Annotated in this window: 24 protein-coding genes; 22 read left to right on the top strand and 2 right to left on the bottom strand. The window is 69.6% G+C overall.

Annotation, left to right across the window (positions count from 1 at the left end; genetic code table 11):
• Positions 1–89 precede the first annotated feature (89 nt).
• The 6 genes from arc (at position 90) to prcA (ending at position 6303) form a co-directional block, all read left to right on the top strand.
• Complete coding sequence (gene arc / locus ADL34_RS17140) at positions 90–1856, top strand: proteasome ATPase (RefSeq protein WP_062672172.1); 1767 nt, start codon at positions 90–92, stop codon at positions 1854–1856.
• Positions 1857–2097: 241 nt separating this feature from the next.
• Positions 2098–3609 carry a depupylase/deamidase Dop gene (dop, locus tag ADL34_RS17135; RefSeq protein WP_079034377.1) on the top strand — a complete coding sequence of 504 codons (1512 nt, stop codon included), beginning with the start codon at positions 2098–2100 and terminating at the stop codon, positions 3607–3609.
• Positions 3610–3808: 199 nt separating this feature from the next.
• Positions 3809–4027, top strand: a complete 219-nt coding sequence (locus tag ADL34_RS17130) for a ubiquitin-like protein Pup (RefSeq protein ID WP_062672178.1) — start codon at positions 3809–3811, stop codon at positions 4025–4027.
• A gap of 51 nt (positions 4028–4078) precedes the next feature.
• Positions 4079–4681, top strand: a complete 603-nt coding sequence (locus tag ADL34_RS17125) for an endonuclease VII domain-containing protein (RefSeq protein ID WP_062672168.1) — start codon at positions 4079–4081, stop codon at positions 4679–4681.
• Positions 4633–5478 (top strand): proteasome subunit beta, encoded by an 846-nt coding sequence (gene prcB / locus ADL34_RS17120; RefSeq protein WP_062672166.1) that lies wholly within the window; start codon positions 4633–4635, stop codon positions 5476–5478. Before ADL34_RS17125 ends, prcB begins: the two co-directional genes overlap by 49 nt.
• A 60-nt stretch (positions 5479–5538) precedes the next feature.
• Entirely contained in the window at positions 5539–6303 is a 765-nt protein-coding gene (gene prcA / locus ADL34_RS17115; RefSeq protein WP_062672164.1) for a proteasome subunit alpha, read from the top strand.
• Between the two features lie 74 nt (positions 6304–6377).
• Here prcA and ADL34_RS17110 read toward each other — a convergent pair whose 3' ends face one another.
• A complete protein-coding gene (locus ADL34_RS17110) occupies positions 6378–7394 on the bottom strand; it encodes a LacI family DNA-binding transcriptional regulator (RefSeq protein ID WP_062672162.1) in 1017 nt (338 codons plus the stop codon).
• Between the two features lie 100 nt (positions 7395–7494).
• On the opposite strand from ADL34_RS17110, the gene ADL34_RS17105 reads away from it, so the two are divergent.
• The 11 genes from ADL34_RS17105 to ADL34_RS17055 all read left to right on the top strand — a co-directional run bounded on the left by ADL34_RS17105 (position 7495) and on the right by ADL34_RS17055 (position 18948).
• On the top strand, positions 7495–8754 hold the full coding sequence (locus tag ADL34_RS17105; protein WP_062672160.1) for an MFS transporter: 1260 nt from the start codon (positions 7495–7497) through the stop codon (positions 8752–8754).
• A gap of 9 nt (positions 8755–8763) precedes the next feature.
• Positions 8764–10125 carry a Pup--protein ligase gene (pafA, locus tag ADL34_RS17100; RefSeq protein ID WP_062672158.1) on the top strand — a complete coding sequence of 454 codons (1362 nt, stop codon included), beginning with the start codon at positions 8764–8766 and terminating at the stop codon, positions 10123–10125.
• A gap of 131 nt (positions 10126–10256) precedes the next feature.
• The gene (locus tag ADL34_RS17095) at positions 10257–11258 is read left to right on the top strand and encodes an FKBP-type peptidyl-prolyl cis-trans isomerase (protein WP_062672155.1); all 1002 of its coding nucleotides are present in this window, start codon (positions 10257–10259) and stop codon (positions 11256–11258) included.
• 65 nt (positions 11259–11323) lie between these two features.
• On the top strand, positions 11324–11695 hold the full coding sequence (locus ADL34_RS17090; protein ID WP_062672153.1) for an FKBP-type peptidyl-prolyl cis-trans isomerase: 372 nt from the start codon (positions 11324–11326) through the stop codon (positions 11693–11695).
• Between the two features lie 156 nt (positions 11696–11851).
• Positions 11852–12805, top strand: coding sequence for a helix-turn-helix transcriptional regulator (locus tag ADL34_RS17085; RefSeq protein WP_062672150.1), 954 nt, complete (start codon positions 11852–11854; stop codon positions 12803–12805).
• 19 nt (positions 12806–12824) lie between these two features.
• Complete coding sequence (locus tag ADL34_RS17080; protein WP_062672148.1) at positions 12825–13841, top strand: helix-turn-helix transcriptional regulator; 1017 nt, start codon at positions 12825–12827, stop codon at positions 13839–13841.
• Positions 13842–13908: 67 nt separating this feature from the next.
• Entirely contained in the window at positions 13909–14199 is a 291-nt protein-coding gene (locus ADL34_RS17075; RefSeq protein WP_079034376.1) for a hypothetical protein, read from the top strand.
• A gap of 19 nt (positions 14200–14218) precedes the next feature.
• A complete protein-coding gene (locus tag ADL34_RS17070; RefSeq protein WP_062672145.1) occupies positions 14219–14413 on the top strand; it encodes a hypothetical protein in 195 nt (64 codons plus the stop codon).
• A gap of 257 nt (positions 14414–14670) precedes the next feature.
• Positions 14671–14964 (top strand): Sec-independent protein translocase subunit TatA, encoded by a 294-nt coding sequence (gene tatA, locus ADL34_RS17065; protein WP_062672143.1) that lies wholly within the window; start codon positions 14671–14673, stop codon positions 14962–14964.
• 47 nt (positions 14965–15011) lie between these two features.
• Positions 15012–15965: a twin-arginine translocase subunit TatC gene (gene tatC, locus ADL34_RS17060; protein WP_062672141.1), complete on the top strand. Its 954-nt coding sequence runs from the start codon at positions 15012–15014 to the stop codon at positions 15963–15965.
• Positions 15966–16095: 130 nt separating this feature from the next.
• Positions 16096–18948: a DEAD/DEAH box helicase gene (locus tag ADL34_RS17055; protein ID WP_062672139.1), complete on the top strand. Its 2853-nt coding sequence runs from the start codon at positions 16096–16098 to the stop codon at positions 18946–18948.
• Between the two features lie 64 nt (positions 18949–19012).
• On the opposite strand, the gene helR is transcribed toward ADL34_RS17055, so the two are convergent.
• A complete protein-coding gene (helR, locus tag ADL34_RS17050; protein WP_062672137.1) occupies positions 19013–21196 on the bottom strand; it encodes an RNA polymerase recycling motor ATPase HelR in 2184 nt (727 codons plus the stop codon).
• A 562-nt stretch (positions 21197–21758) separates the two neighbouring features.
• Here helR and ADL34_RS17045 point away from each other — a divergent pair.
• The 5 genes from ADL34_RS17045 to ADL34_RS17025 all read left to right on the top strand — a co-directional run bounded on the left by ADL34_RS17045 (position 21759) and on the right by ADL34_RS17025 (position 26327).
• The gene (locus ADL34_RS17045) at positions 21759–23357 is read left to right on the top strand and encodes a sensor histidine kinase (protein WP_079034375.1); all 1599 of its coding nucleotides are present in this window, start codon (positions 21759–21761) and stop codon (positions 23355–23357) included.
• Positions 23354–23761: a roadblock/LC7 domain-containing protein gene (locus ADL34_RS17040; protein ID WP_062672133.1), complete on the top strand. Its 408-nt coding sequence runs from the start codon at positions 23354–23356 to the stop codon at positions 23759–23761. The genes ADL34_RS17045 and ADL34_RS17040 overlap by 4 nt, the downstream gene beginning before the upstream one ends.
• Positions 23758–24159 (top strand): DUF742 domain-containing protein, encoded by a 402-nt coding sequence (locus ADL34_RS17035; RefSeq protein WP_062672132.1) that lies wholly within the window; start codon positions 23758–23760, stop codon positions 24157–24159. Before ADL34_RS17040 ends, ADL34_RS17035 begins: the two co-directional genes overlap by 4 nt.
• Complete coding sequence (locus tag ADL34_RS17030; protein WP_062672129.1) at positions 24140–24760, top strand: GTP-binding protein; 621 nt, start codon at positions 24140–24142, stop codon at positions 24758–24760. The genes ADL34_RS17035 and ADL34_RS17030 overlap by 20 nt, the downstream gene beginning before the upstream one ends.
• A gap of 136 nt (positions 24761–24896) precedes the next feature.
• Positions 24897–26327 carry a cytochrome P450 gene (locus ADL34_RS17025; protein ID WP_062672127.1) on the top strand — a complete coding sequence of 477 codons (1431 nt, stop codon included), beginning with the start codon at positions 24897–24899 and terminating at the stop codon, positions 26325–26327.
• The last annotated feature ends 15 nt before the right edge of the window (positions 26328–26342 follow it).

Here is a 26342-nt window from a genome sequence, read left to right as displayed (position 1 = left end):
CGACCGTCTTTGTGATCTAGGGGTTTCAATCGACACCCACCCAGGTAGGGTCTGGAAGCGTCCAGCTCCCCTTGGAGGAGGTGAGGACCGTGGCAGCCCACGACGACGACATGAACCGCGGCATCCGCCCGGGACGAGGGTCCGACGACCCGGCCGGGCAGATCGCCTACCTTGAGCAGGAGATCGCCGTCCTGCGACGCAAGCTCGCCGACTCTCCGCGGCACACGAGGATCCTCGAAGAGCGGATCGTCGAACTGCAGACCAATCTGGCCGGCGTGTCCGCCCAGAACGAGCGACTCGCGAACACGCTCCGTGAGGCCCGCGACCAGATCGTGGCCCTCAAGGAAGAAGTCGACCGGCTCGCACAGCCACCGGCCGGCTTCGGTGTCTTCCTGCAGGCCAACGAGGACGGCACCGCCGACATCTTCACCGGAGGCCGCAAACTCCGCGTGAACGTCAGCCCGAGCGTCGAACTCGACGACCTCCGGCGCGGCCAGGAAGTCATGCTCAACGAAGCGCTCAACGTGGTCGAGGCCATGGAGTTCGAGAGCGTCGGCGACATCGTCACCCTCAAGGAGATCCTCGAGGACGGCGAACGCGCACTCGTCCTCGGGCACACCGACGAAGAGCGCGTCGTACGCCTCGCCGAACCCCTGCGCGGCGTCAACATCCGCCCCGGCGACGCCCTCCTGCTCGAACCCCGATCCGGCTACGTCTACGAGATCGTCCCCAAGAGCGAGGTCGAAGAACTCGTCCTCGAAGAAGTCCCCGACATCGGATACGAACAGATCGGCGGCCTGGGCGGCCAGATCGAGGCCATCCGCGACGCCGTCGAACTGCCCTACCTCTACCCGGACCTGTTCAAGGAGCACGAACTGCGCCCGCCCAAGGGCGTCCTGCTCTACGGACCCCCCGGATGCGGAAAGACACTCATCGCCAAGGCCGTCGCCAACTCGCTGGCCAAGAAGGTCGCCGAAGTCACCGGCCAGGCCGCCGGCAAGAGTTTCTTCCTCAACATCAAGGGACCCGAGCTCCTCAACAAGTACGTCGGCGAGACCGAGCGGCAGATCCGCCTCGTCTTCCAGCGCGCCCGGGAAAAGGCATCCGAAGGCACACCCGTCATCGTCTTCTTCGACGAGATGGAATCCCTCTTCCGCACCCGCGGATCCGGCGTCAGCTCGGACGTGGAGAACACCATCGTCCCCCAGCTCCTCGCCGAGATCGACGGCGTCGAGGGCCTGCAGAACGTGGTCGTCATCGGCGCCTCCAACCGCGAGGACATGATCGACCCCGCCATCCTGCGCCCCGGCCGGCTCGACGTGAAGATCAAAATCGAGCGTCCCGACGCCGAGGCCGCCAAGGACATCTTCGGCAAGTACCTCACCGAACGCCTCCCCCTCCACTCCGAAGACCTCGGAGAGCACAGCGGCGACAAGTCGATGACGGTCCAGAGCATGATCCAGACCGCCGTCGAGCACATGTACGCCGAATCCGAGGAAAACCGCTTCCTGGAAGTCACCTACGCCAACGGCGACAAGGAAGTCCTCTACTTCAAGGACTTCAACTCCGGCGCCATGATCGAGAACATCGTCGGACGCGCCAAGAAGATGGCGATCAAGGACTTCCTCGAGCACAACCAGAAGGGCCTCCGCGTCTCCCACCTCCTCCAGGCCTGCGTGGACGAGTTCAAGGAGAACGAGGACCTGCCCAACACCACCAACCCGGACGACTGGGCCCGCATCTCCGGAAAGAAGGGCGAACGGATCGTCTACATCCGCACCCTCATCACCGGAAAGCAGGGCGCCGACACCGGACGCTCCATCGACACGGTGGCGAACACCGGTCAGTACCTGTAAAAGGCAGGGCGGCTGCGGGCTCCCACCGGGAACCCGCAGCCGCCTGCTTTTCCGGCCACGCCGGACCGAACGCGACCGACGCAATGACGCAAATGATCTCCCCACCAGCGCAAAGGCGTTCTAGGCTCTTCCATACCGCAGAGTCGCGCAGTGCGGGGACGGGCACCGCACACGCCACCGAGCGCCAGCGGTATCTGCGCGGCGACCACGACCGAGGGCGCCGCCGGGCAAGGAGGGCCGCATGACCGTACGGCGAGTAATGGGCATCGAGACCGAGTACGGAATCTCCGTCCCCGGCCACCCCAACGCCAATGCCATGCTCACCTCATCCCAGATCGTCAACGCCTACGCGGCGGCGATGCACCGGGCCCGCCGGGCCCGCTGGGACTTCGAGGAGGAGAACCCGCTGCGCGACGCGCGAGGCTTCGACCTCGCCCGCGAAGCCGCCGACTCCAGCCAGCTCACCGACGAGGACATCGGCCTCGCCAACGTCATCCTCACCAACGGCGCACGGCTCTACGTCGACCACGCACACCCCGAATACAGCTCACCCGAGGTCACCAACCCCCGCGACGCCGTCCTCTGGGACAAAGCCGGCGAACGCATCATGGCCGAAGCCGCCGAACGAGCCGCCCAGCTGCCCGGCGCCCAACCCATCCACCTCTACAAGAACAACACCGACAACAAGGGCGCCTCCTACGGCACACACGAGAACTACCTGATGAAGCGGGAAACCCCCTTCTCGGACATCGTGCGCCACCTCACGCCCTTCTTCGTCTCCCGCCAGGTCGTCACCGGCGCCGGACGCGTCGGCATCGGCCAGGACGGCCACGAACACGGCTTCCAGATCAGCCAGCGCGCCGACTACTTCGAAGTCGAAGTCGGACTCGAGACGACACTCAAACGGCCCATCATCAACACCCGCGACGAGCCCCACGCCGACGCCGAGAAATACCGCCGCCTCCACGTCATCATCGGCGACGCCAACCTCTCCGAGATCTCGACCTACCTCAAACTCGGCACCACCGCTCTCGTCCTGTCCATGATCGAAGACGGCTTCATCGCCGTCGACCTCGCCGTGGACCAGCCCGTCCGCACCCTCCACCAGGTCTCCCACGACCCCACACTGCAACGCCTCATCACCCTGCGCAGCGGCCGCACCCTCACCGCGGTACAGCTCCAGATGGAGTACTACGAGCTGTCCCGCAAATACATCGAGGAACGCTACGGAGCCGACGCCGACGAACAGACCAAGGACGTCCTCACCCGCTGGGAGGACACCCTCAACCGGCTCGAGAACAACCCCATGAGCCTCGCCGGCGAACTCGACTGGGTCGCCAAACGCGAACTCATGGAGGGCTACCGGCGCCGCGACGGCCTCGACTGGGACGCCGCCAAGCTCCACCTCCTCGACCTCCAGTACGCCGACGTACGGCCCGACAAGGGCCTCTACAACCGCCTCGCCGAGCGCGGCCGCATCAAGCGCCTGCTGGACGAGGAGACCGTCCAGCAGGCCAAGACCACGCCCCCCGAGGACACCCGCGCCTACTTCCGCGGCCGCTGCCTGGAGCAGTACGCCGACGACGTCGCCGCGGCCTCCTGGGACTCGGTCATCTTCGACCTCCCCGGACGCGACTCCCTCCAGCGCGTCCCAACCCTCGAACCACTTCGCGGAACGCGAAATCACGTCAAGGAGCTCCTGGACCGCTGCCGCACCGCGGAAGACCTGGTCAGGATCCTGTCGGGCCACTGAGGGGTACACGGGCCGGGCCGGTTCCACACCGGCCCGGCAGGGTGGAACACCCGGCGGCCGGGAATCATCGAGATGGCCCCCGTACGTTGAGGAAACTGCGGGGCCGATGTCGGACCCGGCTTGTAGGGTCTGATCATCACCGATCGGCAGGAAAGCCGACCTGTCGACCATGTCGGGCGAACTGAGCGGGGTGAGGGATATGGCAACCAAGGACACTGGCGGCGGACAGCAGAAGGCCACGCGCTCCACCGAAGAGGTCGAGGAGCAGTCCGCGGACACACAGGCCGCGGAAGACCTCAAGGAGCGCCAGGAAAAGCTGAGCGACGACGTCGACTCGGTTCTGGACGAGATCGACGACGTACTTGAGGAAAATGCCGAGGATTTCGTTCGAAGCTTCGTGCAAAAGGGTGGCGAGTAAAGGGTCCTAGGTCGATTTTTCCTTCGAAAGGAAGGGAAGCGGGGGAGTCGGGTGACAGGGCCGGACGTCAAGGAATGCACGGGCTGCAAACGGGACCTGCCCCTCACGGCCTTCGCGCGGGACAGGAATCGGCGGGACGGCCTTCAGGTGCGCTGCCGGGAGTGCGTGGCGGAATACAGCGCCGCGCGCTACCGGCGCCGCCGCGAGGCCATCGGCAAGTCCGTCCGGGAGAAGGTGGCCGTACCGGCCGGACACAAGTTGTGCAGGCAGTGCGGCGAGGTCAAGCCGCACAGCGAGTGGCACCGCAACGCCACGGCTTCCGACAGCCTGGCGACACGATGCAAGGCCTGCAGAGCCGTCCAGGGCCGTCAGGGCCATCTGAAACGTGCGTACGGGATCACGGAGGCCGAGCGCGAGGGGCTGGTCGTCTCCCAAGGGGGCGTCTGCTGCATCTGTTTGGCGGCTTTGCCCGAGCATGTGGATCACTGCCATGAGACGGGTAGGGTCCGTGGCGTACTGTGCTTCAGCTGCAATGCCGCGCTGGGGCAGTTCAAGGATCGGCCCGACGTCATGAGGCGGGCTGCTGCTTACGTGGAAGGAATCGCGTGGAAGCCAACACTCGTAGCACCGGGCGTCTACCAGCTGCCTTCCTGACGCCTGGGTCGTCCTCGTTCATGGACTTTCTCGCCGAGCACCAGCCCGAGCTGCTGCCCGGCAAGCGTCAACTGCCGCCCACGCAGGGCGTGATCGAGGCGCCGCACGGCACCACGATCGTCGCCGTGACGTTCCCGGGCGGTGTGGTCCTCGCCGGTGACCGGCGGGCCACGATGGGCAATGTCATCGCGCAGCGGGACATCGAGAAGGTGTTCCCGGCCGACGAGTACTCGGCGGTGGGGATCGCCGGCACGGCGGGTCTGGCCGTGGAGATGGTGAAGCTGTTCCAGCTGGAGCTGGAGCACTTCGAGAAGGTCGAGGGCGCGCAGCTGTCGCTGGAGGGCAAGGCGAACCGGCTGTCGACGATGATCCGGTCGAATCTGGGCATGGCGATGCAGGGTCTGGCCGTGGTGCCGCTGTTCGCGGGGTACGACGTGGATCGTGAGCGGGGCCGGATCTTCTCGTACGACGTCACGGGCGGGCGTTCGGAGGAGCACGGTTACGCGGCCACGGGTTCGGGTTCGATCTTCGCGCGGGGCGCGATGAAGAAGCTGTTCCGTGAGGATCTGAGTGAGGCCGAGGCCACGACGCTGGTGGTGCAGGCCCTGTACGACGCGGCTGACGACGACTCGGCGACGGGTGGTCCGGATGTCGCGCGCCGGATCTATCCGATCGTCACGGTGATCACCGAGGATGGTTTCCGTCGGCTCGGCGAGGAGGAGTCCTCCGAGATCGCGCGTTCCATTCTGGAGCGGCGTCTGGAGCAGCCCGACGGTCCGCGGGCTTCGCTGCTGTAGCGGCGTGGCCGGTTGTTTCCAGGTGATCGTGTGACTTCGACAGAAAGGGACGGATAACCGGTGTCGACGCCGTTCTATGTGTCACCCCAGCAGGCGATGGCGGACCGGGCGGAGTATGCCCGGAAGGGCATCGCGCGTGGTCGCAGCCTTGTCGTGCTGCAGTATGCCGATGGCATTGTGTTCGTCGGTGAGAACCCGTCCCGTGCGCTGCACAAGTTCAGTGAGATCTATGACCGGATCGGTTTCGCGGCCGCCGGGAAGTACAACGAGTACGAGAATCTGCGGATCGGTGGGGTGCGGTATGCCGATCTGCGGGGTTACACCTATGACCGTGACGATGTGACGGCGCGGGGTCTGGCGAACGTGTACGCGCAGACGCTGGGCACGATCTTCTCCTCGGCGGCGGAGAAGCCGTACGAGGTGGAGCTGGTGGTCGCGGAGGTCGGTGAGACTCCGGAGGGTGACCAGATCTATCGGTTGCCGCATGACGGTTCGATCGTGGATGAGCACGGTTCGGTGGCGGTCGGTGGCAACGCCGAGTTGATCAGCAGCTATCTGGATCAGCGGCATCAGGACGGGATGAGTCTGGCGGAGGCGTTGCAGCTGGCCGTGCAGGCGTTGTCGCGGGAGTCGAACGGTTCGCAGCGGGAGATTCCGACGGAGCGGCTGGAGGTGGCGGTGCTGGACCGTACGCGTCCTCAGTCGCGGAAGTTCAAGCGGATCGTGGGCCGTCAGCTGGGTCGGTTGCTGGAGGCCGGTGGTGCGGCGACGGAGGCGGAGAGCGCGGATGACGCGGAGGAGTCGTCCGGCGGTTCGGAGGAGTAGTCCGCTCTTCGTCGCACCCTGCTCGTGTGCCCCGGTCGCTGTGCGGCCGGGGCTTCGGCGTTCCCGGGGGCGGGTCAGGAGGGTCTGGGGGGTGCTGTGGAGCCGCGGACGACGAGTTGGACGGGGATGTCGCCCTGTTGCGGTGTGCGGCCGTCGAGGACGGCGAGGAGGGCTTGCATGCCGCGTTCGCCGAAGAGTTCGGCGTCGAGGCGGACGGTGGTGAGTTCGGGGTCGATGGCGGTGGCGAGGGCGAGGTCGTCGAGGCCGGTGACGGAGATGTCGTCGGGGACGCGCAGTCCGAGGCGGCGGATGGCTTTGTAGGCGCCTGCGGCGAGTTTGTCGTCGTCGCAGATGATGGCGGTGGGGTGGGGGTGTGCCGTGGTGAGGGCGTCGGTGGTGGCGGTGCGGGCGGCGTCGATGGCGATGGGGGCGTGTGTGGTGCGCAGGGTGGTGCCGGGTGTGGCGGTGAGGCGGGTGGTGAGTTCGCGGGCGCGGACGTCGAAGGTCCAGGAGGGGATGTCGGCGGCGAGGTGCAGGTAGTGACGGTGGCCGAGGCCGAGGAGGTGGTCGGTGATCTGGCGGACGCCGTCGGCGATGTCGAGGTTGACGGTGGCGGCGCCGTGGCTGCCGGTGGGGTCGCTGTCGAGCATGACGAGGGGGAGTTGGTCGCCGCGGATGGTGGTGAGGGCGTCGGCGGCCATGGAGGAGGCGATGACGCCGTCGAGGGCGGCTTGGGCGGAGGCGAAGGGGTCGCGGGCGGGGCCGATGCCTTCGGGGGAGGGGTAGAGGACGACGCCGAAGCCGTGTTGTGCGGCGATGCGGGCGGCGCCGGTGTAGACGCCGGCGAAGAATTCGGTGGTGAGGGCGGGGACGACGAGGAGTACGGTGCGGGTGCGGCCGAGGCGGAGGTTGCGGGCGGCGAGGTTGGGCCGGTAGCCGAGGCGGCGGGCGGCTTCGCGGACGCGTTCGGCGGTGGTGGCGGAGACGCGGCCGCGCCATTTGTCGCCGAGGACGAGTGAGACGGCTGCCTGGGAGACTCCCGCGGCCTGGGCGACGTCCCGGCTGGTGGGGCGGGTGCTGCCTGTTGCCACGGTGGGCCTGCTCTTTCGTCTGGACTGCGAACAGCGCACATGGTACGTATGACAAGGGACGTTATACGTAAAACTTGCGGGGTGGAGGGCGGTGCGGCCGATGACCGGGGCTTATCTGGAGGTCCTGAGGGCGAGGCACGCCGCCCGGCTGCTGGTGGGCACGCTGGTGGGGCGGCTGCCGAACGCGGTGGCGGCGCTCGCCATCGTGCTGTTCGTGCGCGCGGAGGGCGGCTCGTACAGCCTGGCGGGGGGGCTGGCGGCGGCGTACGGCGTGGCCAACGCGGTGGGTCAGCCGGTGCTGGGGCGGCTGGTGGACCTGTTCGGGCAGCCGCGGGTGCAGCTGCCGGCCGCTGTCGCGTCGGCGGTCGCGACGGCGGTGTTCGCCTTCGTGGGCATCGAGGCGCTGGGGGCGGCGTACGCGGCGGTGGTGCTGGCGGGGCTGTTCACTCCGCCGCTGGAGGGTGGTCTGCGGGCCCTGTGGGCGTCGGTGCTGCCGGGGGAGGGGCAGGTGCACACGGCGTACGCGATGGACGCGGTGGCGCAGGAGGTGATGTTCACGCTCGGTCCGCTGCTGCTGACGCTGGGGGCGTCGCTGTGGTCGGCGCAGGCCGCTCTGGTGCTGCTGAACGTGATCGGGGTGCTGGGCGCGCTGTCGGTGGTGGTGTCGCCGCCGTCGCGTGCGTGGCGTTCGGAGCCGCGTGAGGCGCACTGGCTGGGGGCGCTGCGGTCGCCGGGGCTGCTGGCGCTGCTGGGGGCGTTCCTGTTCGTCGGTATGGCGATGGGGTCGATCGCGGTGGCGGCGGTGTCGTACGCGGACGACCACGGCGGGGATGTGGTGTACGGCTGGCTGATGGCGGGTCTCGGGCTGGGCGCGCTGCTGGGCGGTGTGGCGTACGGGGCGCGGCAGTGGGGCGGTGAGCCGGCGCGGCGGTTGCGGACGCTGGTGGCGTTCCTGGCGGTGTGTTATCTGCCGTTGATGCTGATGCCGGGTGTGGTGGCGATGACGGCGCTGGCGGTGCTGGCGGGGGTGTTCCTGGCGCCGGCGATCGCGTGCGCGTTCGTGCTGGTGGACCGGCATGCTCCGCGGGGCACGGTGACGGAGGCGTTCTCGTGGCTGGTGACGACGTTCACGGTGGGTGCGTCGGTGGGTACGGGTGTGGCCGGGCCGGTGGTGGAGGCGGGTGGGGCGCTGTGGGGGTTCGCGGTGCCGGGTGCGGCGGGGGCCGTGTCGTTGCTGGTTCTGGTGGCCACGGGGCGGGTCCTCGCAGCTCCCGGACGGGGTGCGGTCGTTGCGGCTTCATCGGAAAATGATCCGAACCGTGCTGTCGAACCCCGTTTCAGCTCAGGGGATCGGGCGTAATGTTCAGTCATGGACCGCCGCATTTTCGGGCTGGAGAACGAGTACGGCGTCACGTGTACGTTCAGGGGACAGCGCCGCCTGTCTCCCGACGAGGTGGCGCGGTACCTCTTCCGCCGTGTCGTGTCATGGGGCCGTAGCAGCAATGTCTTTCTGCGAAACGGCGCCCGCCTCTATCTCGACGTGGGCTCACATCCGGAATACGCGACACCCGAGTGTGACAACGTGACCGAGCTGGTCACCCACGACAAGGCCGGCGAGCGCATTCTCGAAGGACTCCTGGTAGACGCGGAACGACGCCTGCACGAGGAGGGAATCGCAGGCGACGTCTACCTCTTCAAGAACAACACGGACTCGGCCGGAAACTCGTACGGCTGCCATGAGAACTATCTGGTGGCACGCCATGGCGAGTTCTCCCGGCTCGCGGACATCCTCATCCCGTTCCTGGTGACCCGGCAGCTGCTGTGCGGCGCGGGCAAGGTGCTGCAGACGCCGCGTGGTGCGGTGTACTGCGTGAGTCAGCGGGCGGAGCACATCTGGGAGGGCGTGTCGTCGGCGACGACGCGTTCCCGGCCGATCATCAACACGCGCGACGAGCCGCACGCGGACGCGGAGCGTTACCGGCGTCTGCATGTCATCGTGGGCGACTCGAACATGTCCGAGACGACGATGCTGCTGAAGGTCGGCGCGACCGATCTGGTGCTGCGCATGATCGAGGCGGGCACGGTGATGCGGGACCTGACCCTGGAGAACCCGATCCGGGCGATCCGCGAGGTCAGTCATGACATCACGGGCCGGCGCAAGGTGCGTCTGGCCAGTGGCCGGGAGGCCTCGGCGCTGGAGGTGCAGCGCGAGTACTACGAGAAGGCCGTGGACTTCTGCGAGCGCCGCGGTATTCGCACGGGTACGGTCGAGCAGGTCCTGGAGCTGTGGGGCCGGACGCTGGACGCGATCGAGGCGGAGGATCTCGACCGCATCGGCACCGAGATCGACTGGGTCATGAAGTACAAGCTCATCGAGCGGTACCGGGCCAAGCACAACATGACGATGTCGCATCCGCGGGTCGCGCAGATAGACCTCGCGTACCACGACATCCACCGGCGGCGCGGGTTGTACTACCTGCTGGAGAAGAAGGGGCAAGCGACCCGGATCTGCAACGACTTGAAGATCTTCGAGGGCAAGTCGGTGCCTCCGCAGACCACTCGGGCGCGGTTGCGCGGTGACTTCATCCGCCGGGCGCAGGAGCAGCGCCGGGACTTCACGGTCGACTGGGTGCATCTGAAGCTGAACGACCAGGCGCAGCGCACGGTGTTGTGCAAGGACCCGTTCCGTTCGGTGGACGACCGGGTGGAGAAGCTGATCGCCGGAATGTGAGGCGTCGGTGGTCCGGACGGGCCGCCGGAACGCAACACGGGCGCCGTACGTTACCCGTACGGCGCCCTTCTCACGCCGTAGAGTTGCGCGCACGCCTGTCCACAAGATCGACTGATTATGAGGCCCCCACCGTGCGCCGACGCTCACTTCTCATCGCCGTGCCCGCAGGAATGGTCACGCTCGCCGCTTGCGGTGACGACAAGGACTCGGGGGGCGAGGCGAGTGACAGCGTGTCGCCGTCCGCGCCGGAGCAGTCGGCCGCGCCGTCGCCGAAGATCGTGGACGGTCCGCTGCCGGCGATCACCGCGGGCACGAAGTTCGGTGAGAAGCCGACGGTCGCCAAGGGCGAGGGGGAGCCGTCGAAGGACCTGGCGGTGCGTACGGTCGTCGCGGGCAACGGCAAGACGGTCGCGGAGAACGACTACCTGCAGGCGAACTACCTGGGGCAGATCTGGGCGACGGCCAAGGTCTTCGACAACTCCTACGACCGGAAGACGCCGCTGCTGATCCAGCTGTCGCAGGGCCGCATCATCGACGGCTGGCGGTACGCGCTGACGGGCAAGAAGGTCGGCAGCCGGGTCGAGATGGCCGTGCCGCCCACCTGGGGCTACGGCAAGGAGGGCAACGAGCAGGCGGGGATCAAGGGCACCGACACCCTGGTGTTCGTGGTGGACATCGAGGACTCGTTCAACGCGTCGAGTTCCGCGAAGGGCACGAAGGTCGCCCAGGACGACGCGGACCTGCCGAAGGTGGGCACCAACACCGACGGCAAGGCGCCCTCCATCGAGGTCCCGAAGACGGACCCGCCGAAGAAGCTCGTGTCGAACTACATCCTGGAGGGTGACGGCGACGAGGTCGCCGCGGAGAACACCGTCCTGGTGCAGTACAAGGGTGTGCAGTGGGACACGGGCAAGGAGTTCGACTCGTCGTACGCGGCGAAGCAGCTCGTGTCGTTCCCGCTGGCGCAGGTCGTCAAGGGCTGGTCGCAGGGGCTGGCCGGCAAGAAGGTCGGCAGCCGTGTCCTCATCGCCATCCCGCCGGAGCTGGGGTACGGCGACCAGCCGCCGCAGGGCAGCGGCATCGCGAAGAACGCCACGCTGGTGTTCAGCGTCGACATCCTCGCCAAGATGTGACCGCATCCCGGGTGAATGAAAGACTGACCGCGTTGTCTTTCCACGAAAAGCATGGAGCGTAAGACGTGAGCATCGACAAGCCCGAGATCGACTTCCCGGGCGGCGAGCCCCCGGCGGACCTCGAGATCAAGGACATCTGGGAGGGCGACGGTCCGGTCGCGGAGGCGGGTCAGACCGTCACCGTCCACTATGTGGGTGTGGCCTTCAGCACGGGCGAGGAGTTCGACGCCAGCTGGAACCGTGGCACGCCGTTCCGCTTCCCGCTGGGTGGTGGCCGGGTCATCAAGGGCTGGGACAAGGGCGTGCAGGGCATGAAAGTCGGTGGCCGCCGTCAGCTGACGATCCCGACGCACCTGGCCTACGGCAACCAGAGCCCGACGCCGGCGATCAAGCCCGGCGAGACGCTGATCTTCGTGGTCGACCTGCTCGGCGTCTGACCGTCGCGTCCGGTCGCCGACCGTGATCGGTGGGCGACCGAAGCCGACTACCTGGGGTCCATGCCTGTCCGGGCATGGGCCCTCGGCTTTTGCCGGGCCCCCGCGGGGCGGTACGGTCATCGGTCGTAAGCACCATAGGGAAGGCGAAGGGCGTCGATGGCCATTGCCAAGGCAGAGCGGCTCATGAATCTGGCGCTGTGTCTGCTCGGGACGCGGCGGCCGCTGAGCAAGCGCGAGCTGCGTGAGTCCATCGAGGCCTACCTGGAAGCGGGCTCCGACGACTCCTTCAACCGGATGTTCGAGCGCGACAAGGATGATCTGCGCGAGCTCGGCCTGGTCATCGAGACCGTGGAGAACCTGGACGGCGAGGTCGGCTACCTGGCCCGCCGTGACAGCAACCGGTTGCCGCCGATCACCCTGGACGCCGAGGAGGCCGCCGCGCTCGGGCTGGCCGCGAAGGTGTGGCAGCAGGCCCGGCTCGCGGGCGCGGCCAGCGGTGCCCTGCAGAAGCTGCGCGCGGCCGGTCTGCCGGAGGACGTCGACCCGTACGAGCCGCACAGCGCCCTGGAGCCCCGTATCCCGGTGCACGAGGCGGCGTTCGAGCCGCTGATGCTGGCCTGCCGGGACCGGCGGCCGGTCATGTTCGAGTACCGCAAGGCCACCGCCGCCCGCCCCGAGCCCCGGCATGTGGAGCCGTGGGCGCTGGAGTGCTGGCGTGGCCACTGGTACCTGGCGGGCTGGGACCGCGACCGGGGTGCCGAGCGGGTGTTCCGGCTGTCCCGGATCACCGGCAAGGTGCGCAGCCGCGGCGGCCGGTTCACCGCAGAGGTGCCGGACGTCGTGACCGTGCGCGAGACCGTGGCGAGCTGGGCGGGGGAGATCGCCGACCGGTCCGCGCTGATCCGGCTGCGCACGGGCGCCGGGTACCCCCTTCGGGCGAAGGCCACCTCGGTTCGGGAACTCGGGGACGGCTGGGACGAGTTGGAGATTCCGTACGGCCACGGCCTGGATGCCTGGCTGGTGGAGTTCGGGCCGGACGTGGTGGTGGTCGAGCCGGCCGAGCTGCGGGCCGACGTGGTGGACCGGCTGCGTGCCGTGGCCAAGGGCTGAGGGGGAGCGGAGCAAGACAGTGGCAGGCAAACCGGTCAGGCCCACGAGCGCCATCGACCAGACGCGGCGGATGCTCTCCCTCGTGACCTATCTGAGAGAGCGGCCCGGCGCGCGCGTCGAGGACGTCGCCCGTGCGTTCGGCATCTCCGAGGACGAGCTGGTCTCCGACCTCGACGTGCTGCCCATGTGCGGTACGAGTTTCCGGGGCGGTGATCTGCTCGACATCGACACCGACGGCGAGCGTATCTGGTGGCACAACCCCGACGACGTCGCCGAGCCGCTGCGGCTGGCCGCCGACGAGGCGACCGCGCTGCTGGTGGCGGCCCGCGCGGTGGCCACGCTGCCGGGGCTGCGCGAGAGCGACCGGCAGGCGCTGCTGCGGGCCACCGCGAAGGTGGAGACGGCGGCCGGTGAGGCGGCCGTGTCCAGCGCCCGGCTGTCGGTGACGTTCGAGTCGGAGGGCGGGGTCTTCGCGGACGTCGACCGGGCGATCTCCGAGCGGCGCCGGCTGTGGATCCGGTACTACTCGCCGGCCCGGGACGAGGTGACCGAGCGGGAGATCGACCCGATCCGGCTGGTCAGCGTGGGCCACACCTATGTGGAGGCGTGGTGCCGGCGCTCCGAGGCGCGGCGCACCTTCCGGCTGGACCGGGTGGCCGAGATCAAGATCCTCGACGAGCCGTCCGCGCCGCCGGAGGTGGAGCTGCGGGACCTCTCCGAGGGGCTGGTGCAGCCCGCGGCGGAGGACCCGGAGGTCGTGGTCGAGGTCGGTCCGGGCGGCCGCTGGGTCGCCGAGTACTACCCGCACGACAGCGCCGATGAGCTTCCCGACGGCGGGCTGCGTATCACCTTGCGTACGCCCGACCCGACGTCCCTGCGGCGGCTGGCGCTGCGGCTCGGCCGGGACGGGCGGATCGTGTCGCCGCCCGAGCTGGCCGACAGTGCCCGGCGGGCGGCCCGCGAGGCGCTGGCGGCGTACGACGGGATGGAGATGCGGGGCGCCGGCGCGGCGCACGCGGCGCACGACGGACAGTGAGGGCGAGGCGGTCCGGCGGCCGGCCGGGCCGGCGGCACGGCAGCAGGCGACAGGCGGGAGCGGGACTTTGAGCGAGTCGGCGACGTCCGGGGTGCGGGCAGTGACGGTGGCATCCGCCTTTGCCGGGATGAGAAGCGTGACCCCGGTGCTGTTCCGGGCGGGCTGCCCGGACTGCCGGGGCCGGTTCGAACTCGCCGCGCAGGCCCTCAGACTCGTCATCGGCGCCAGCAGTCGTACGACGTTCTACTCGTTCACGTGCCCCGCGTGCGGGGCCGGGGTCCGCAAGCCGGCGGGGGAGCGGATCGTCGAGCTGCTGACGGGCGGCGGCGTCAGCACCCTGCGGCTGCACACCCCCTAGGACGGTCTAGGCTCGGCTCATGTTCTGGCCGATGTTCGCGGTAGCTGTGGGTTTCGTGGGTCTCGCCGTTCTCGGTGTGCTCGCCGTGCGGGTGTTCGTGGAGGCGCAGCGCCTGGGCCGTCAGGTGACGGAGTCGGCCCGCCGTATCAACAGGGCGGCGGAGGACCTGGAGCGGGCGTCGGCCGGTGTGGCCCGGGCAGCGGACTCCCTGTAGGGCGCTCAAGGAATCGGTGTGAGTACCGGACCGTGTGCGTTTTGCACCCCTTCGCCCTGTCGAGCGGCTGTGGGTGGCAGGTACGCTGCACACTTGCGGCCCGGGAGCGAGGCGCGGGCACGCGACTGGGAGTATGCACAGGGATTGTCCTGCGTTCACCCCTGAGCGTTACGATCGCTGGCAGCACGGTGGTCGGATGTATGTCCGACCGGCCGGGTATTCGGACCATGTCGCCTCGGTGAAGAAGGTATACAGCTATGGGTAGGCTCGGCCCCACCGAGATCATCCTGATCCTCGTCGTCATCATCCTGTTGTTCGGTGCGAAGAAGCTTCCGGACATGGCCCGCTCCCTCGGCAAGTCGGCCCGCATCCTCAAGAGCGAGGCCAAGGCGATGAAGGACGACGACAAGTCCGCCGCCCCCGCCGACCCGCCGAACAACACCACCGGCGACCAGCAGCAGCCCCCCGCCCAGCGCGTCATCCAGGCTTCCCCCGGCGACGTGAACAGCTCGCGCCCGGTCAACGAGTCGACGGACACCACGCAGCGCTGACGCAGGGCCGGTGACCTCCGGCCCGCCGCACGAGATGGGAACGTGGGTTGCTGAAGTCTGCCCGCAAACAGGAGAAGGACCCCGAGGGGCGGATGCCGCTCGCGGAGCACCTTCGCGAGCTCCGCAACCGGCTCGTCAAGAGCCTGTTGGCGATCCTTGTCACGACGGTGGTGGCAGCCTTCTTCTACAAGGACACCATCCAGTTCTTCACGGATCCCATCCTCCAGGCGGTGGGATGCGACTACAGCTTCGCCGAACTGGCCAAGAACCCCAATGAGACCCAGTGCGCACGCATCGTGCAGAACGGCCTGCTGAGTCCGTTCACGCTGGCTCTGACGGTGTCCCTGTCGTCGGGTCTGGTGCTGGCCGCTCCCGTGTGGCTCTACCAGCTCTGGGGATTCATCGCGCCGGGCCTGCACCGGCACGAGAAGAAGTACAGTCTCGCCTTCGTGGGGGCGGGCTTCCCCCTGTTCCTCATGGGCGCCTACTTCGCGTACTGGTCGCTGCCCAAGATGGCGTCGGTGATGCTCGAGTTCTCGATCATCGGCAGCGACAATCAGCTCCCCCTCGACGACCTGCTGCAGCTGATCATGCGGATGATCGTCGTCTTCGGCCTCTCGTTCGAGCTGCCGCTGCTGCTGGTGATGCTGAACTTCGGCGGCGTGCTGTCCGGCAAGAAGATGGCCGGCTGGTGGCGCGGCATGGTTCTGGGCATCACGCTCTTCGCGGCGATCGCCACGCCCAGCACGGACCCGATCTCCATGCTGGCGCTCGCGGGCCCGATCTGGATCCTGTACTTCGCCGCGACGGCCATCGCACTCCTCAACGACAAGCGCCGCGCTCGCCGTGAGGCGGAAGGCCCCGGCGACGACGAGGCATCGGACCTGGACCTCACTCCCGAAGACATCGACGAGGCCGTGCCGGTGACGGCGAGCCGCGCCCTGCCGGAGCAGGCCACCGCGGAGAGGGACAGGATCAACGGCTACGACGACGTGACCTGACCGCCGGACGGCACGTGCACACGGCCGGGGCGCCCACGGGGCGTACCCGGCCGCTCGCGCTCCGCGGTCATGCGCCGGACGGACGCCGGGGCGCCGGGCGCTGATCCCGATCCGGCCGCTGATCCGGATAATGATCGTCCCGTTGTCAGTGGCGCCCGGTACGCTCGAAAGCACGATGACAGAGGATCTCTCACCGGCCGAGCGGTACGCGGCAGCACGCAGGCGCGCTGCCGAGCAGGCCACCGCGCTCGCCTCCTTCCGCGAGATGTACGACTTCGGCCTCGACCCCTTCCAGATCGAGGCGTGCCAGGCCCTGGAGGAGGGCAAGGGCGTCCTGGTGGCCGCGCCCACCGGCTCGGGCAAGACGATCGTCGGCGAGTTCGCCGTGCACCTCGCCCTGCTGCAGGGGAAGAAGTGCTTCTACACGACGCCCATCAAGGCGCTGTCCAACCAGAAGTACGCCGACCTGTGCCGCCGCTACGGGGACGACAAGGTCGGTCTGCTCACCGGTGACAACAGCATCAACTCCAACGCCCCGATCGTCGTGATGACGACCGAGGTCCTGCGGAACATGCTGTACGCCGGGTCGCAGACCCTCCTCGGCCTCGGCTACGTCGTCATGGACGAGGTGCACTACCTCTCCGACCGCTTCCGCGGCGCCGTCTGGGAGGAAGTGATCATCCACCTCCCCGAGTCGGTCACCCTGGTCTCGCTGTCGGCGACCGTCTCCAACGCCGAGGAGTTCGGCGACTGGCTCGACACCGTCCGCGGCGACACCGAGGTGATCGTCTCCGAGCACCGGCCCGTGCCGCTGTTCCAGCACGTCCTCGCCGGACGCCGGATGTACGACCTGTTCGAGGAGGGCGAGGGCCACCGCAAGGCCGTCAACCCCGACCTGACCCGGCTGGCGCGCATGGAGGCCACCCGGCCCTCCTACCAGGACCGCAGACGCGGCCGTGCCATGCGGGAGGCCGACCGCGAGCGCGAGCGCCGCCAGCGCTCCCGCGTGTGGACCCCGGGCCGCCCCGAAGTCATCGAACGGCTCGACGCCGAGGGTCTGCTGCCCGCCATCACGTTCATCTTCAGCCGCGCCGCCTGCGAGGCCGCCGTCCAGCAGTGCCTGTACGCGGGGCTGCGGCTCAACGACGACGAGGCCCGGGAGCGGGTGCGCGCCCTGGTCGAGGAGCGCACCGCCGCCATCCCGACCGAGGACCTGCACGTCCTCGGCTACTACGAGTGGCTGGAGGGCCTGGAGCGCGGTATAGCCGCCCACCACGCCGGGATGCTCCCGACGTTCAAGGAGGTCGTCGAGGAGCTGTTCGTCCGCGGCCTCGTCAAGGCCGTCTTCGCCACCGAGACCCTCGCCCTCGGCATCAACATGCCGGCCCGCTCGGTGGTCCTGGAGAAGCTCGTCAAGTGGAACGGCGAGCAGCACGCCGACATCACCCCCGGTGAATACACCCAGCTCACCGGTCGTGCGGGCCGCCGCGGCATCGATGTCGAGGGGCACGCCGTGGTGCTGTGGCAGCGCGGCATGAGCCCCGAGCACCTCGCGGGACTCGCCGGCACCCGCACCTATCCGCTGCGCTCCAGCTTCAAGCCGTCGTACAACATGGCGGTCAACCTGGTCGAGCAGTTCGGCCGGCACCGCTCGCGCGAGCTGCTGGAGACGTCGTTCGCCCAGTTCCAGGCCGACAAGTCGGTCGTCGGCATCTCCCGGCAGGTGCAGCGCAACGAGGAGGGGCTCTCCGGCTACAAGGCGTCCATGACCTGCCACCTCGGCGACTTCGATGAGTACGCGCGGCTGCGCCGCGAACTCAAGGACCGCGAGACCGAGTTGGCCCGGCAGGGAGCGGCGCAGCGCCGCGCGGAGTCCGCGGTCGCCCTGGAGCGGCTCAAGCCGGGAGACGTCATCCACGTGCCGACGGGCAAGTACGCGGGCCTCGCCCTCGTGCTGGACCCCGGTCTGCCGGCCGGCCGGTCCAACGGGCACCGCGGCTTCGACCACCACGACGGTCCGCGCCCTCTGGTCCTCACCGCCGAACGGCAGGTCAAGCGGCTGGCGTCCATCGACTTCCCGGTGCCCGTGGAGGCGCTGGAGCGGATGCGCATCCCGAAGTCCTTCAACCCTCGCTCCCCGCAGTCGCGCAGGGACCTGGCGTCCGCGCTGCGCACCAAGGCGGGGCACATCGCGCCGGAGCGCCACCGCAAGCAGCGCTCGCAGGCCGCCGACGACCGGGAGATCGCCCGGCTGCGCAAGGCGATCCGCGCGCACCCGTGCCACGGCTGCCAGGACCGCGAGGACCACGCCCGCTGGGCCGAGCGCTACCACCGGCTGCTGCGCGACACCTCCCAGCTGGAACGCCGTATCGAGGGCCGCACGAACACCATCGCGCGCACCTTCGACCGGATCGTCGCCCTGCTCACCGAGATGGACTACCTGCGGGGTGACGAGGTCACCGACGACGGCAGACGGCTCGCCCGGCTGTACGGCGAACTCGACCTGCTGGCCAGCGAATGCCTGCGCGAGCGGGTGTGGGAGGGCTTGGACCCGGCCGAACTGGCCGCGTGCGTCTCGGCGCTGGTGTACGAGTCCCGCGTCGGGGACGACGCGATGGCTCCCAAGCTGCCGTCCGGGAAGGCAAAGGCCGCGCTCGGCGAGATGGTCCGGATCTGGGGGCGCCTGGACGCCCTGGAGGAGGACTTCCGGATCACCCAGAGCGAGGGCGTCGGCCAGCGCGAACCCGACCTCGGCTTCGCCTGGGCCGCCTACATGTGGGCCAACGGCAAGGGCCTGGACGAGGTGCTGCGGGAGGCGGAGATGCCGGCCGGGGACTTCGTGCGCTGGTGCAAGCAGGTGATCGACGTGCTCGGGCAGATCGCGGCGGCCTCCCCCGTGGAGGGCTCGACCGTGGCCAAGAACGCGCGCAAGGCCGTGGACGGGCTGCTCCGGGGCGTCGTCGCCTACTCGTCGGTGGGCTGAGCGGACGGGACCGGGGCCGCGCCGGTCCGGGGCACGACCCCCGGACCGGGCCGGCCACCCGCGGTCACCGCAGGACGACGAGTTGCCGGGTGGCCCGGGTCATCGACACGTAGTGGTCCACGGCGGCCTCGACGCCCTCGCCGAAACGCTCGGGCGAGACCAGCACGACGAGGTCGAACTCCAGCCCCTTCGTCAGCTCCGGCGGAAGGGACCGCACCCGGTCCGTCGACGGGAAGCCGGGGGCGCCGATGACACAGGCGATCCCGTCGGCGTTCCCCGCCAGCCAGGCGTCCACGACCGCGTCCAGGTCCGAGACGGGGCCGTGCCCGACGGGGAGCCCTGCGCTGCGGATGGACGTCGGCACGTTCGCGTCCGGCAGCACGGCCCGGATCACCGGCTCCGCCTCCGCCATGATCTCCCGCGGGGTGCGGTAGTTGACGGTCAGGGACGCCTCCTCGACCCGGTCCACACCGACCCGCTCCAGGCGTTCCCGCCAGGACTCGGGGAAGCCGTGCCGGGCCTGGGCGCGGTCACCGACGATGGTGAAGCTCCGGGACGGGCAGCGTTGCAGCAGCATCTGCCACTCGGCGTCGGTGAGTTCCTGCGCCTCGTCGATGACGATGTGCGCGAACGGGCCGGCCAGCAGATCCGGGTCGGGTTCGTCGAACTCCGTCTCGTCGACCAGGCTGACCTGCGCGTCCTGACCGCGCAGCATCCGTACCAGGCCCTCGCCGTCGTCACCGTCGGCGCCCGAGTCCGCGACGGCGTCGATGAGGTTGTCCACGACCCGCGTCATCCGCTCACGCTGCGCGGCCAGCGTCCGTGCGTGCCGCTGCCGGCGCCGGGCCGCCTCCGGGTCGCCGAGCCGCTGCCGGGCCGCGTCCAGGAACGGAAGGTCGGACACCGTCCAGGCGTCCGGCCGCTCGCGCTGGAGCAGCCGTACCTCGTCCGGGGCGAGCCACGGGGCGCACAGGCGCAGATACGCGGGCACCGTCCACAGGTCGCCGACCAGGTCGGCGGCCTCCAGGAGCGGCCAGGCCCGGTCGAAGGCCGTGCGCAGCTCCCTGTGCCGCTCCAGCGCTCGGCGCAGCAACTGCGGGGGGATCTCCGTGTCGTCGCCCGAGGTGTCCTCCTCGTGCCGGTCGGCGAGGAGGGTGAGCAGTTCCTCCCAGACCTGGTCGCGGGCCTCGTTGTGCGGGGTGCCGGGCTCCGCCGCGTCGAACGCCGCCGCCCAGTCGGCGGCGGTCAGCCGGATCGCGGACCAGGGGGTCGTCACCGTCATGCCCTCGGCGGGCGGTTCCTCGTAGAAGCGCACGGCCTTCTCGATGGCCCGCACCAGGTCCGCGGACGACTTCAGCCGGGCCACCCCCGGGTCCGTCTCCACGCCGGCCGTGGCGCCCTCGGCGACGAGGTCGCGCAGTACGCAGGTCTGCACGCCGTCCTCGCCGAGGCTGGGGAGCACGTCGGAGACGTACGCCAGGTAGGGCCGGTGCGGGCCGACGAACAGCACGCCGCCCCTGCGGTGCCCGAGGCGCGGGTCGGCGTGCAGGAGGTAGGCCGAGCGGTGCAGGGCGACCACGGTCTTGCCGGTGCCCGGTCCGCCGTCGACGACGAGCGCGCCCCGGGACCCGGCACGGATGATGGCGTCCTGGTCGGCCTGGAGGGTGCCGAGCACGTCCCGCATCCGGGCCGAGCGGTTCCCGGCGAGGCTCGCGACGAACGCGGACTGGTCGTCGAGCGCGGCGTGCCCCGACAGGCCCTCCGGGGTGAACACCTCGTCCCAGTAGTCGCTGATCCGGCCGTCGGTCCACCGGTAGCGGCGGCGGCTGGCCAGGCCCATCGGGCGGGCGTGGGTGGCGCCGAAGAAGGGCTCGGCGGCGGGGGAGCGCCAGTCGACCAGCAGCCGGCGGCCCGTGCTGTCGGTCAGGCCGAGCCGTCCCACGTACACGGGCCGCGGGTCGTCCGCGAAGACCATCCGGCCCAGGCACAGGTCCAGGCCGAAGCGGCGCAGGGTGCGCAGCCGGGCGGTGAGGCGGTGGATCTCGGTGTCCCGGTCCATGGCCTGCCTGCCCAGGCCGCCCTCCGCCCTGCGTTCGGCGGCGAGCCGCTCGGTGAGGTCGGCCGTCGTCTCCTCGAGGCAGCGGGCGATGGCGGCGAAGTGCCGGTCGTCGTCGGCGATCAGGGCGGGGTCGGCCTTGGCCCGTCGACGGTCGTCGAGGGCGAACGCGGTGGTGCGCAGAGGGTGCAAGCGGGGTCTCCGATCAGAGGCCGAGGGGCCAGGACGGGGTCTCTCCTGGTCAGACCGGAGATTGTGCGCCATCGAGGGGGCCTTGCCGCAAGGCCCCCTGTGCGCTATAAGTTGAGAGTGGCAGGGAGTGCGTGACTCCTTGCCTTTCGTGTTTCTCGCCCTTTTTGACTCAGGCGCGTGTTCGGTTCGTCTCGCGTGCCACATCCGCCCGGCGGGCCTCGCCCGCCCCGCCTGCCTCTCGGTCGCTTCCGTCGCCCGGGAACGGCCTCTCTCACTCGTCACGGTGAGTGGCGTTCGCACGTCCGCACGGCATGACGTTCCGTGTTCGAATGCATCCCCAGCGTGCAAAAGAGCCGAGGGTACTCCTGTCGCACGGGCCATTTCAGGCGCTTGCTGAATATGACACGGCGATGATCCGGTCGGACTAAGCTCGCCCGCAGCGCACCGAGTTGAGGTGTATTCGTGCGCTTGTTCCCTATAGCTCGGGAAAGTCCGACATACCCATGACGTACCCCCCTGCAAGCCCCCCGTACACCCACCCGATTTCTTTCAGAGGGCCCACATGGTGAGCGTTCAATCCCCGCCCCGTCGGCGTGAACTCCCTTACGCGCGCGTGCTTCTGCTGCCGGCCATAGCGATGGCCGCGGCCACCGGAGCCGCCGTCGCCGTGGTGGCGGAACCGGCCCGGACGGCCGTCGGCGTGTGCGGTGTCGTGGCCCTCATGCTCGTACTGGCCTGCGCGGCCGAGGCGGTGCGCCGCGGCCGCGCCCTGCGGGACGCACAGGTCGAGCACGCCCGTCACACCGCGTATCTGGAACGCCGGGTCGCCGCCCACGAGGAGGAGATGGTCCGCCTCGCCACGGAGATCACGCCGGCCGCCATCCACCGGCTGCGGTGCGGCGCCTCACCGTACGAGGTGATGCGGGATCTGGCGGAGATCGACCCGTCGTACGCGGAACTGCCCCCCGTGCAGATCGAGTTCGTCCGCCAGATGATCGACCTCGTCGACCATGAGGAAGCCCTCCGCGACTCCGCGCAGCGCTCCTTCGTCAGCATCGCCCGCCGCGTCCAGTCGATCGTCCACCAGCAGGCCGTGGAACTGCGGGAGATGGAGGAGGACCACGGGCGCAACCCCGAGGTCTTCGACGACCTCCTGCGCATCGACCACGGCACCATGCTGATCGGCCGCCTCGCCGACTCCATCTCCGTGCTCGGCGGCGGCCGTCCCGGGCGCCAGTGGCCCGACCCCGTCCCGCTGTACAGCGTGCTGCGCGGCGCCATGTCGCGCATCCTCGAGTACCGGCGCATCAGCCTGGACTCGATCGCCAAGGTCAACATCGCCGGCATCTCCGTCGAGCCCGTCATCCACGCCGCCGCCGAACTCCTCGACAACGCCACGCGCTACTCGCCGCCGCAGACCAAGGTGCACGTCACCGCCACCGAGGTGCAGACCGGCGTCGCCATCGAGATCGAGGACGCCGGCGTCAGCCTCAGCGAGGAGGCCCGCGCCCGGGTCGAGGGCATGCTCGAACGGGCCAAGCAGGGCACCGACCTCCAGGACCTCGGCGAGTCCCCGCGTCTCGGCCTGGCCGTCGTCGGACGCCTGTGCACGGCGTACAACATGCAGGTCTCGCTGCGCTCGTCGGCGTACGGCGGTGTCCGCGCCGTCCTCGTCGTGCCGCGCGACATGATGACCACCGAGCCGGCCCCCGGTCTCGCCCACGGCATCGGCGCCGGCGCCGCCCCCAAGGCGGAGGGCCCCGACGTGCTCGAAGGCCCCAAGCGCGCTCCCAAGAAGCGCCGCCCCACCAGCCCCAAGATCCCCGCGGCGGTCTCCATGGAGGACGACGTCCCCGTCGTCACGGAGTGGACCCCGAACGGGCTGCCCCAGCGCCGCAGCCGGGTGAAGACCCCGCTCAGCAAGCGGATCGCCGAGCAGGCGGCCATCGAGCAGGCGGAACGGGAGGGCCGTCCGACGATCTGGTCGACGTCCCGCGCACCCGAGCCCGAGCCCGCCGCGCCGGCGGAGGACGAGCCCGTGCCCGGCGCCTGGGTCGAGGCGTTCTGGAACGGACTCAAGGACAAGCCGGACCCGCTCACACTCCAACCGCGAACCCAACCGGCCCGCCCCGAGGCCGATGACGAGGGGGACCTCAAGTGATCCAGCAGCGTGCCAACTTCGACTGGATGCTCAAGGAGCTCTACGACGGCGTACCAGGCATCCAGATGATCGTCGTGCTGTCCGCCGACGGTCTGCGCATCGCCCGCTACGGCGGTGAACCCGACACCGCAGACCGGGTCGCGGCGGCCTGCGCCGGCCTGCAGAGCCTGGCCAGCGCGGTCGCGCAGGAGATCCCGAAGAGCGACGGCAAGATGAAGATGGTCCTGATCGAGATCAACGGCGGCTACTTCTATCTGATGGCCGCCGGCGCCAACGCCTATCTCGCGGTCCTCTCCGACACGTTCGCCGAGCCCGGCCTGATGAGCAACCGCATGTCCGACCTCGTGGCCCGCATCGGCGCCCATCTCACCAGTCCGCCCCGGCGGAACGGGCAGACCGTATGACGCCTCCGAAACGCCAGCGGCGAGAACCCCACGAGCACTTACCGCCACCGCCCGCCCCCGCGGGGAAGCAGAAGAACCCGGAACGGCTGTTCGTCGTGGCCGGCCCGGACGGCGGCGAGCGGGACGGGGACCTCGACCTCGTCACGCTGATCGTGGCGCGCGCCGACCCCCCGCCCTCGGCCACTCCCGAACAGTCGGCACTGCTCCGGCTGTGTACGGCCCCCCTGTCCGTGGCCGAGCTCTCGGCCTATCTCAACCTGCCGTTCAGCATGATGACGGTCGTCCTCACCGACATGCTCACGGCCGGGCTGGTGACCGCCCGCGCTCCGATCGTGCGCCAGGCCGTCGCTGACCGATCGATCCTCGAAGCGGTGATGCATGGACTTCAAAAGCTCTGACGTCGTCCCTGGTCCACGGACCGAGGACCAACTGCCGCACACGGCCGAGGCCGCGGTCAAGATCGTGATCGTGGGTGGCTTCGGCGTCGGCAAGACGACCATGGTCGGGTCGGTCAGCGAGATCAAACCGCTGACCACCGAGGAGACCATGACGCAGGCCGGTATCGGCGTCGACGACAACTACGGCTCGGACACCAAGACGGCGACCACCGTCGCCATGGACTTCGGCCGCATCAGCATCACGGAACAGCTCGTGCTGTACCTGTTCGGCACCCCCGGCCAGGAACGCTTCTGGTTCCTGTGGAACGGGCTGTTCGAAGGCGCGCTGGGCGCGGTCGTCCTGGCCGACACCCGCCGCCTGGAGGTCAGCTTCGACGTCATAGGGCGGCTCGAGGAACGTGGCGTGCCGTTCGTCGTGGCCGTCAACACCTTCCCGGACGCCCCCCGTTACGCCGTCTCCGAGCTGCGCACGGCCCTCGACCTGGCCGAGGAGATCCCCATCGTCGAGTGCGACGTCCGCCGGCGGGCCTCCAGCCGGGACGTCCTGATGACCCTCATGCACTTCCTGCACGCGCTGGCGACGGCGAAGACGCCTGTGTGAGCCACACACCGGTCGAGCCGCGCCGCCGGTGCCGACCGGGCCCTCCCTCCCGATACCTCCCGCAACCGGACAACCTCGTTTCGGAGCCCCCATCGTGACGTCTGAATCCCTTTTCCCGACCGGTATGGACGATCCCATGGCCACCCCGCCCCCGGGCTGCCCCGCGCACGGCATCGGCCCCGGCGGGCTGCGCCGGCTGTACGGGCCCGAGGCGGAGGACCTGGGAGCCGTGTACGAGAAGCTCCGCGCGGAACACGGGCCCGTGGCCCCGGTGCTGCTGCACGACGACGTGCCCGTGTGGGTGGTGCTCGGCCACGCGGAGAACCTGCACATGGTGCGCAGCCCCTCGCAGTTCTGCCGCGACACCCGGCTGTGGTCGGCCCTGCAGGACGGCACGGTCAAGCCCGACCATCCGATGATGCCGCACTTCGCCTGGCAGCCCATCTGCGTCCACGCCGAGGGCGACGAGCACCTGCGGCTGCGGGGCGCGGTCACCGGCGCCATCTCCACCATCGACCACCGCGGGATCCGCCGGTACATCAACCGTGCCACGCAGCACCTGGTGAACCAGTTCTGCGAGGCCGGGGGCGCCGACCTGGTCAGCCAGTTCGCCGAGCACCTGCCGATGATGGTGATGTGCGAGATCCTCGGCATGCCCGACGAGTACAACGACCGGATCGTGCAGGCCGCCCGTGACATGCCCAAGGGCAGCGAGACGGCCATCGCCAGCAACGCGTACCTGATGGACGTGCTCATGCGGCTGACCGCCCGCCGGCGCGCCGAGCCCGCGGACGACTTCACCAGCCATCTGATCGGCCACCCGGCGCGGCTGACCGACGACGAGGTCAGCCAGCATCTGCGGATCATCCTGGTCGCCGCCTACGAGGCGACCGCGAACCTGATCGCCAACGTACTGCGGGTGGTGCTCACCGACCCGCGGTTCCGCGCGCAGCTCAAGGGCGGGCAGATGACGGTCCCCGAGGCGGTCGAGCAGTCCCTCTGGGACGAGCCGCCGTTCAGCACCGTCCTTCCGTACGTCGCCAAGCACGACACGGAGCTGGGCGGGGAGCACATCAGCAAGGGCGACGCCCTCATCATGGGGATCGCGCCGGGCAACGTCGACCCCCGGGTCCGGCCCGACCTCTCCGCCCACATGCAGGGCAACCGGTCCCATCTCGCCTTCGGCGGCGGCCCGCACGAGTGCCCGGGCCAGGACATCGGCCGCGCCATCGCCGACGTCGGCGTCGACGCGCTTCTGACCCGGCTGCCGGACGTGCAGCTCGCCTGCCCCGAGGACGAGCTGCGCTGGTGGTCGTCCATCTCGAACCGGCATCTGGTGGAGCTGCCGGTGAAGTTCGCGCCGAAGCCGCAGCAGGACGTGATGGCGCGGCCCGCGCACCCGCTCGCCTCGCCCCGTGTCAGCACCTGGCAGGTCGGCACCCCGGAACGGCAGCCGAGGATCCCGGCGCCCGCCGCCGCCCCGGCGCCGGCACCGGCCGCGCCCCCCGAGCCGGCCGCCCGCCCAGGTCTGCTGGGGCGCTTCCTGCGCTGGTGGCGGGGCGAATGACCCCGCGGGACGCCG

Origin of the sequence: Streptomyces sp. NRRL WC-3605 (assembly GCF_001509795.1) — a bacterium.
Lineage (GTDB): Bacteria > Actinomycetota > Actinomycetes > Streptomycetales > Streptomycetaceae > Streptomyces > Streptomyces viridochromogenes.
This window is presented reverse-complemented; position numbering and strand designations above follow the sequence as displayed.

Excerpts from the sequence above, each read along its gene's own strand:
- dop (WP_079034377.1), top strand. The coding sequence starts at position 2,098 with ATGACCGTACGGCGAGTAATGGGCATCGAGACCGAGTACGGAATCTCC.
- ADL34_RS17130 (WP_062672178.1), top strand. The coding sequence starts at position 3,809 with ATGGCAACCAAGGACACTGGCGGCGGACAGCAGAAGGCCACGCGCTCC.
- ADL34_RS17105 (WP_062672160.1), top strand. The coding sequence starts at position 7,495 with ATGACCGGGGCTTATCTGGAGGTCCTGAGGGCGAGGCACGCCGCCCGG.
- pafA (WP_062672158.1), top strand. The coding sequence starts at position 8,764 with ATGGACCGCCGCATTTTCGGGCTGGAGAACGAGTACGGCGTCACGTGT.
- ADL34_RS17085 (WP_062672150.1), top strand. The coding sequence starts at position 11,852 with ATGGCCATTGCCAAGGCAGAGCGGCTCATGAATCTGGCGCTGTGTCTG.
- ADL34_RS17070 (WP_062672145.1), top strand. The coding sequence starts at position 14,219 with ATGTTCTGGCCGATGTTCGCGGTAGCTGTGGGTTTCGTGGGTCTCGCC.
- tatA (WP_062672143.1), top strand. The coding sequence starts at position 14,671 with ATGGGTAGGCTCGGCCCCACCGAGATCATCCTGATCCTCGTCGTCATC.
- ADL34_RS17055 (WP_062672139.1), top strand. The coding sequence starts at position 16,096 with ATGATCGTCCCGTTGTCAGTGGCGCCCGGTACGCTCGAAAGCACGATG.
- ADL34_RS17045 (WP_079034375.1), top strand. The coding sequence starts at position 21,759 with ATGGTGAGCGTTCAATCCCCGCCCCGTCGGCGTGAACTCCCTTACGCG.
- ADL34_RS17035 (WP_062672132.1), top strand. The coding sequence starts at position 23,758 with ATGACGCCTCCGAAACGCCAGCGGCGAGAACCCCACGAGCACTTACCG.
- ADL34_RS17030 (WP_062672129.1), top strand. The coding sequence starts at position 24,140 with ATGGACTTCAAAAGCTCTGACGTCGTCCCTGGTCCACGGACCGAGGAC.
- ADL34_RS17025 (WP_062672127.1), top strand. The coding sequence starts at position 24,897 with ATGGCCACCCCGCCCCCGGGCTGCCCCGCGCACGGCATCGGCCCCGGC.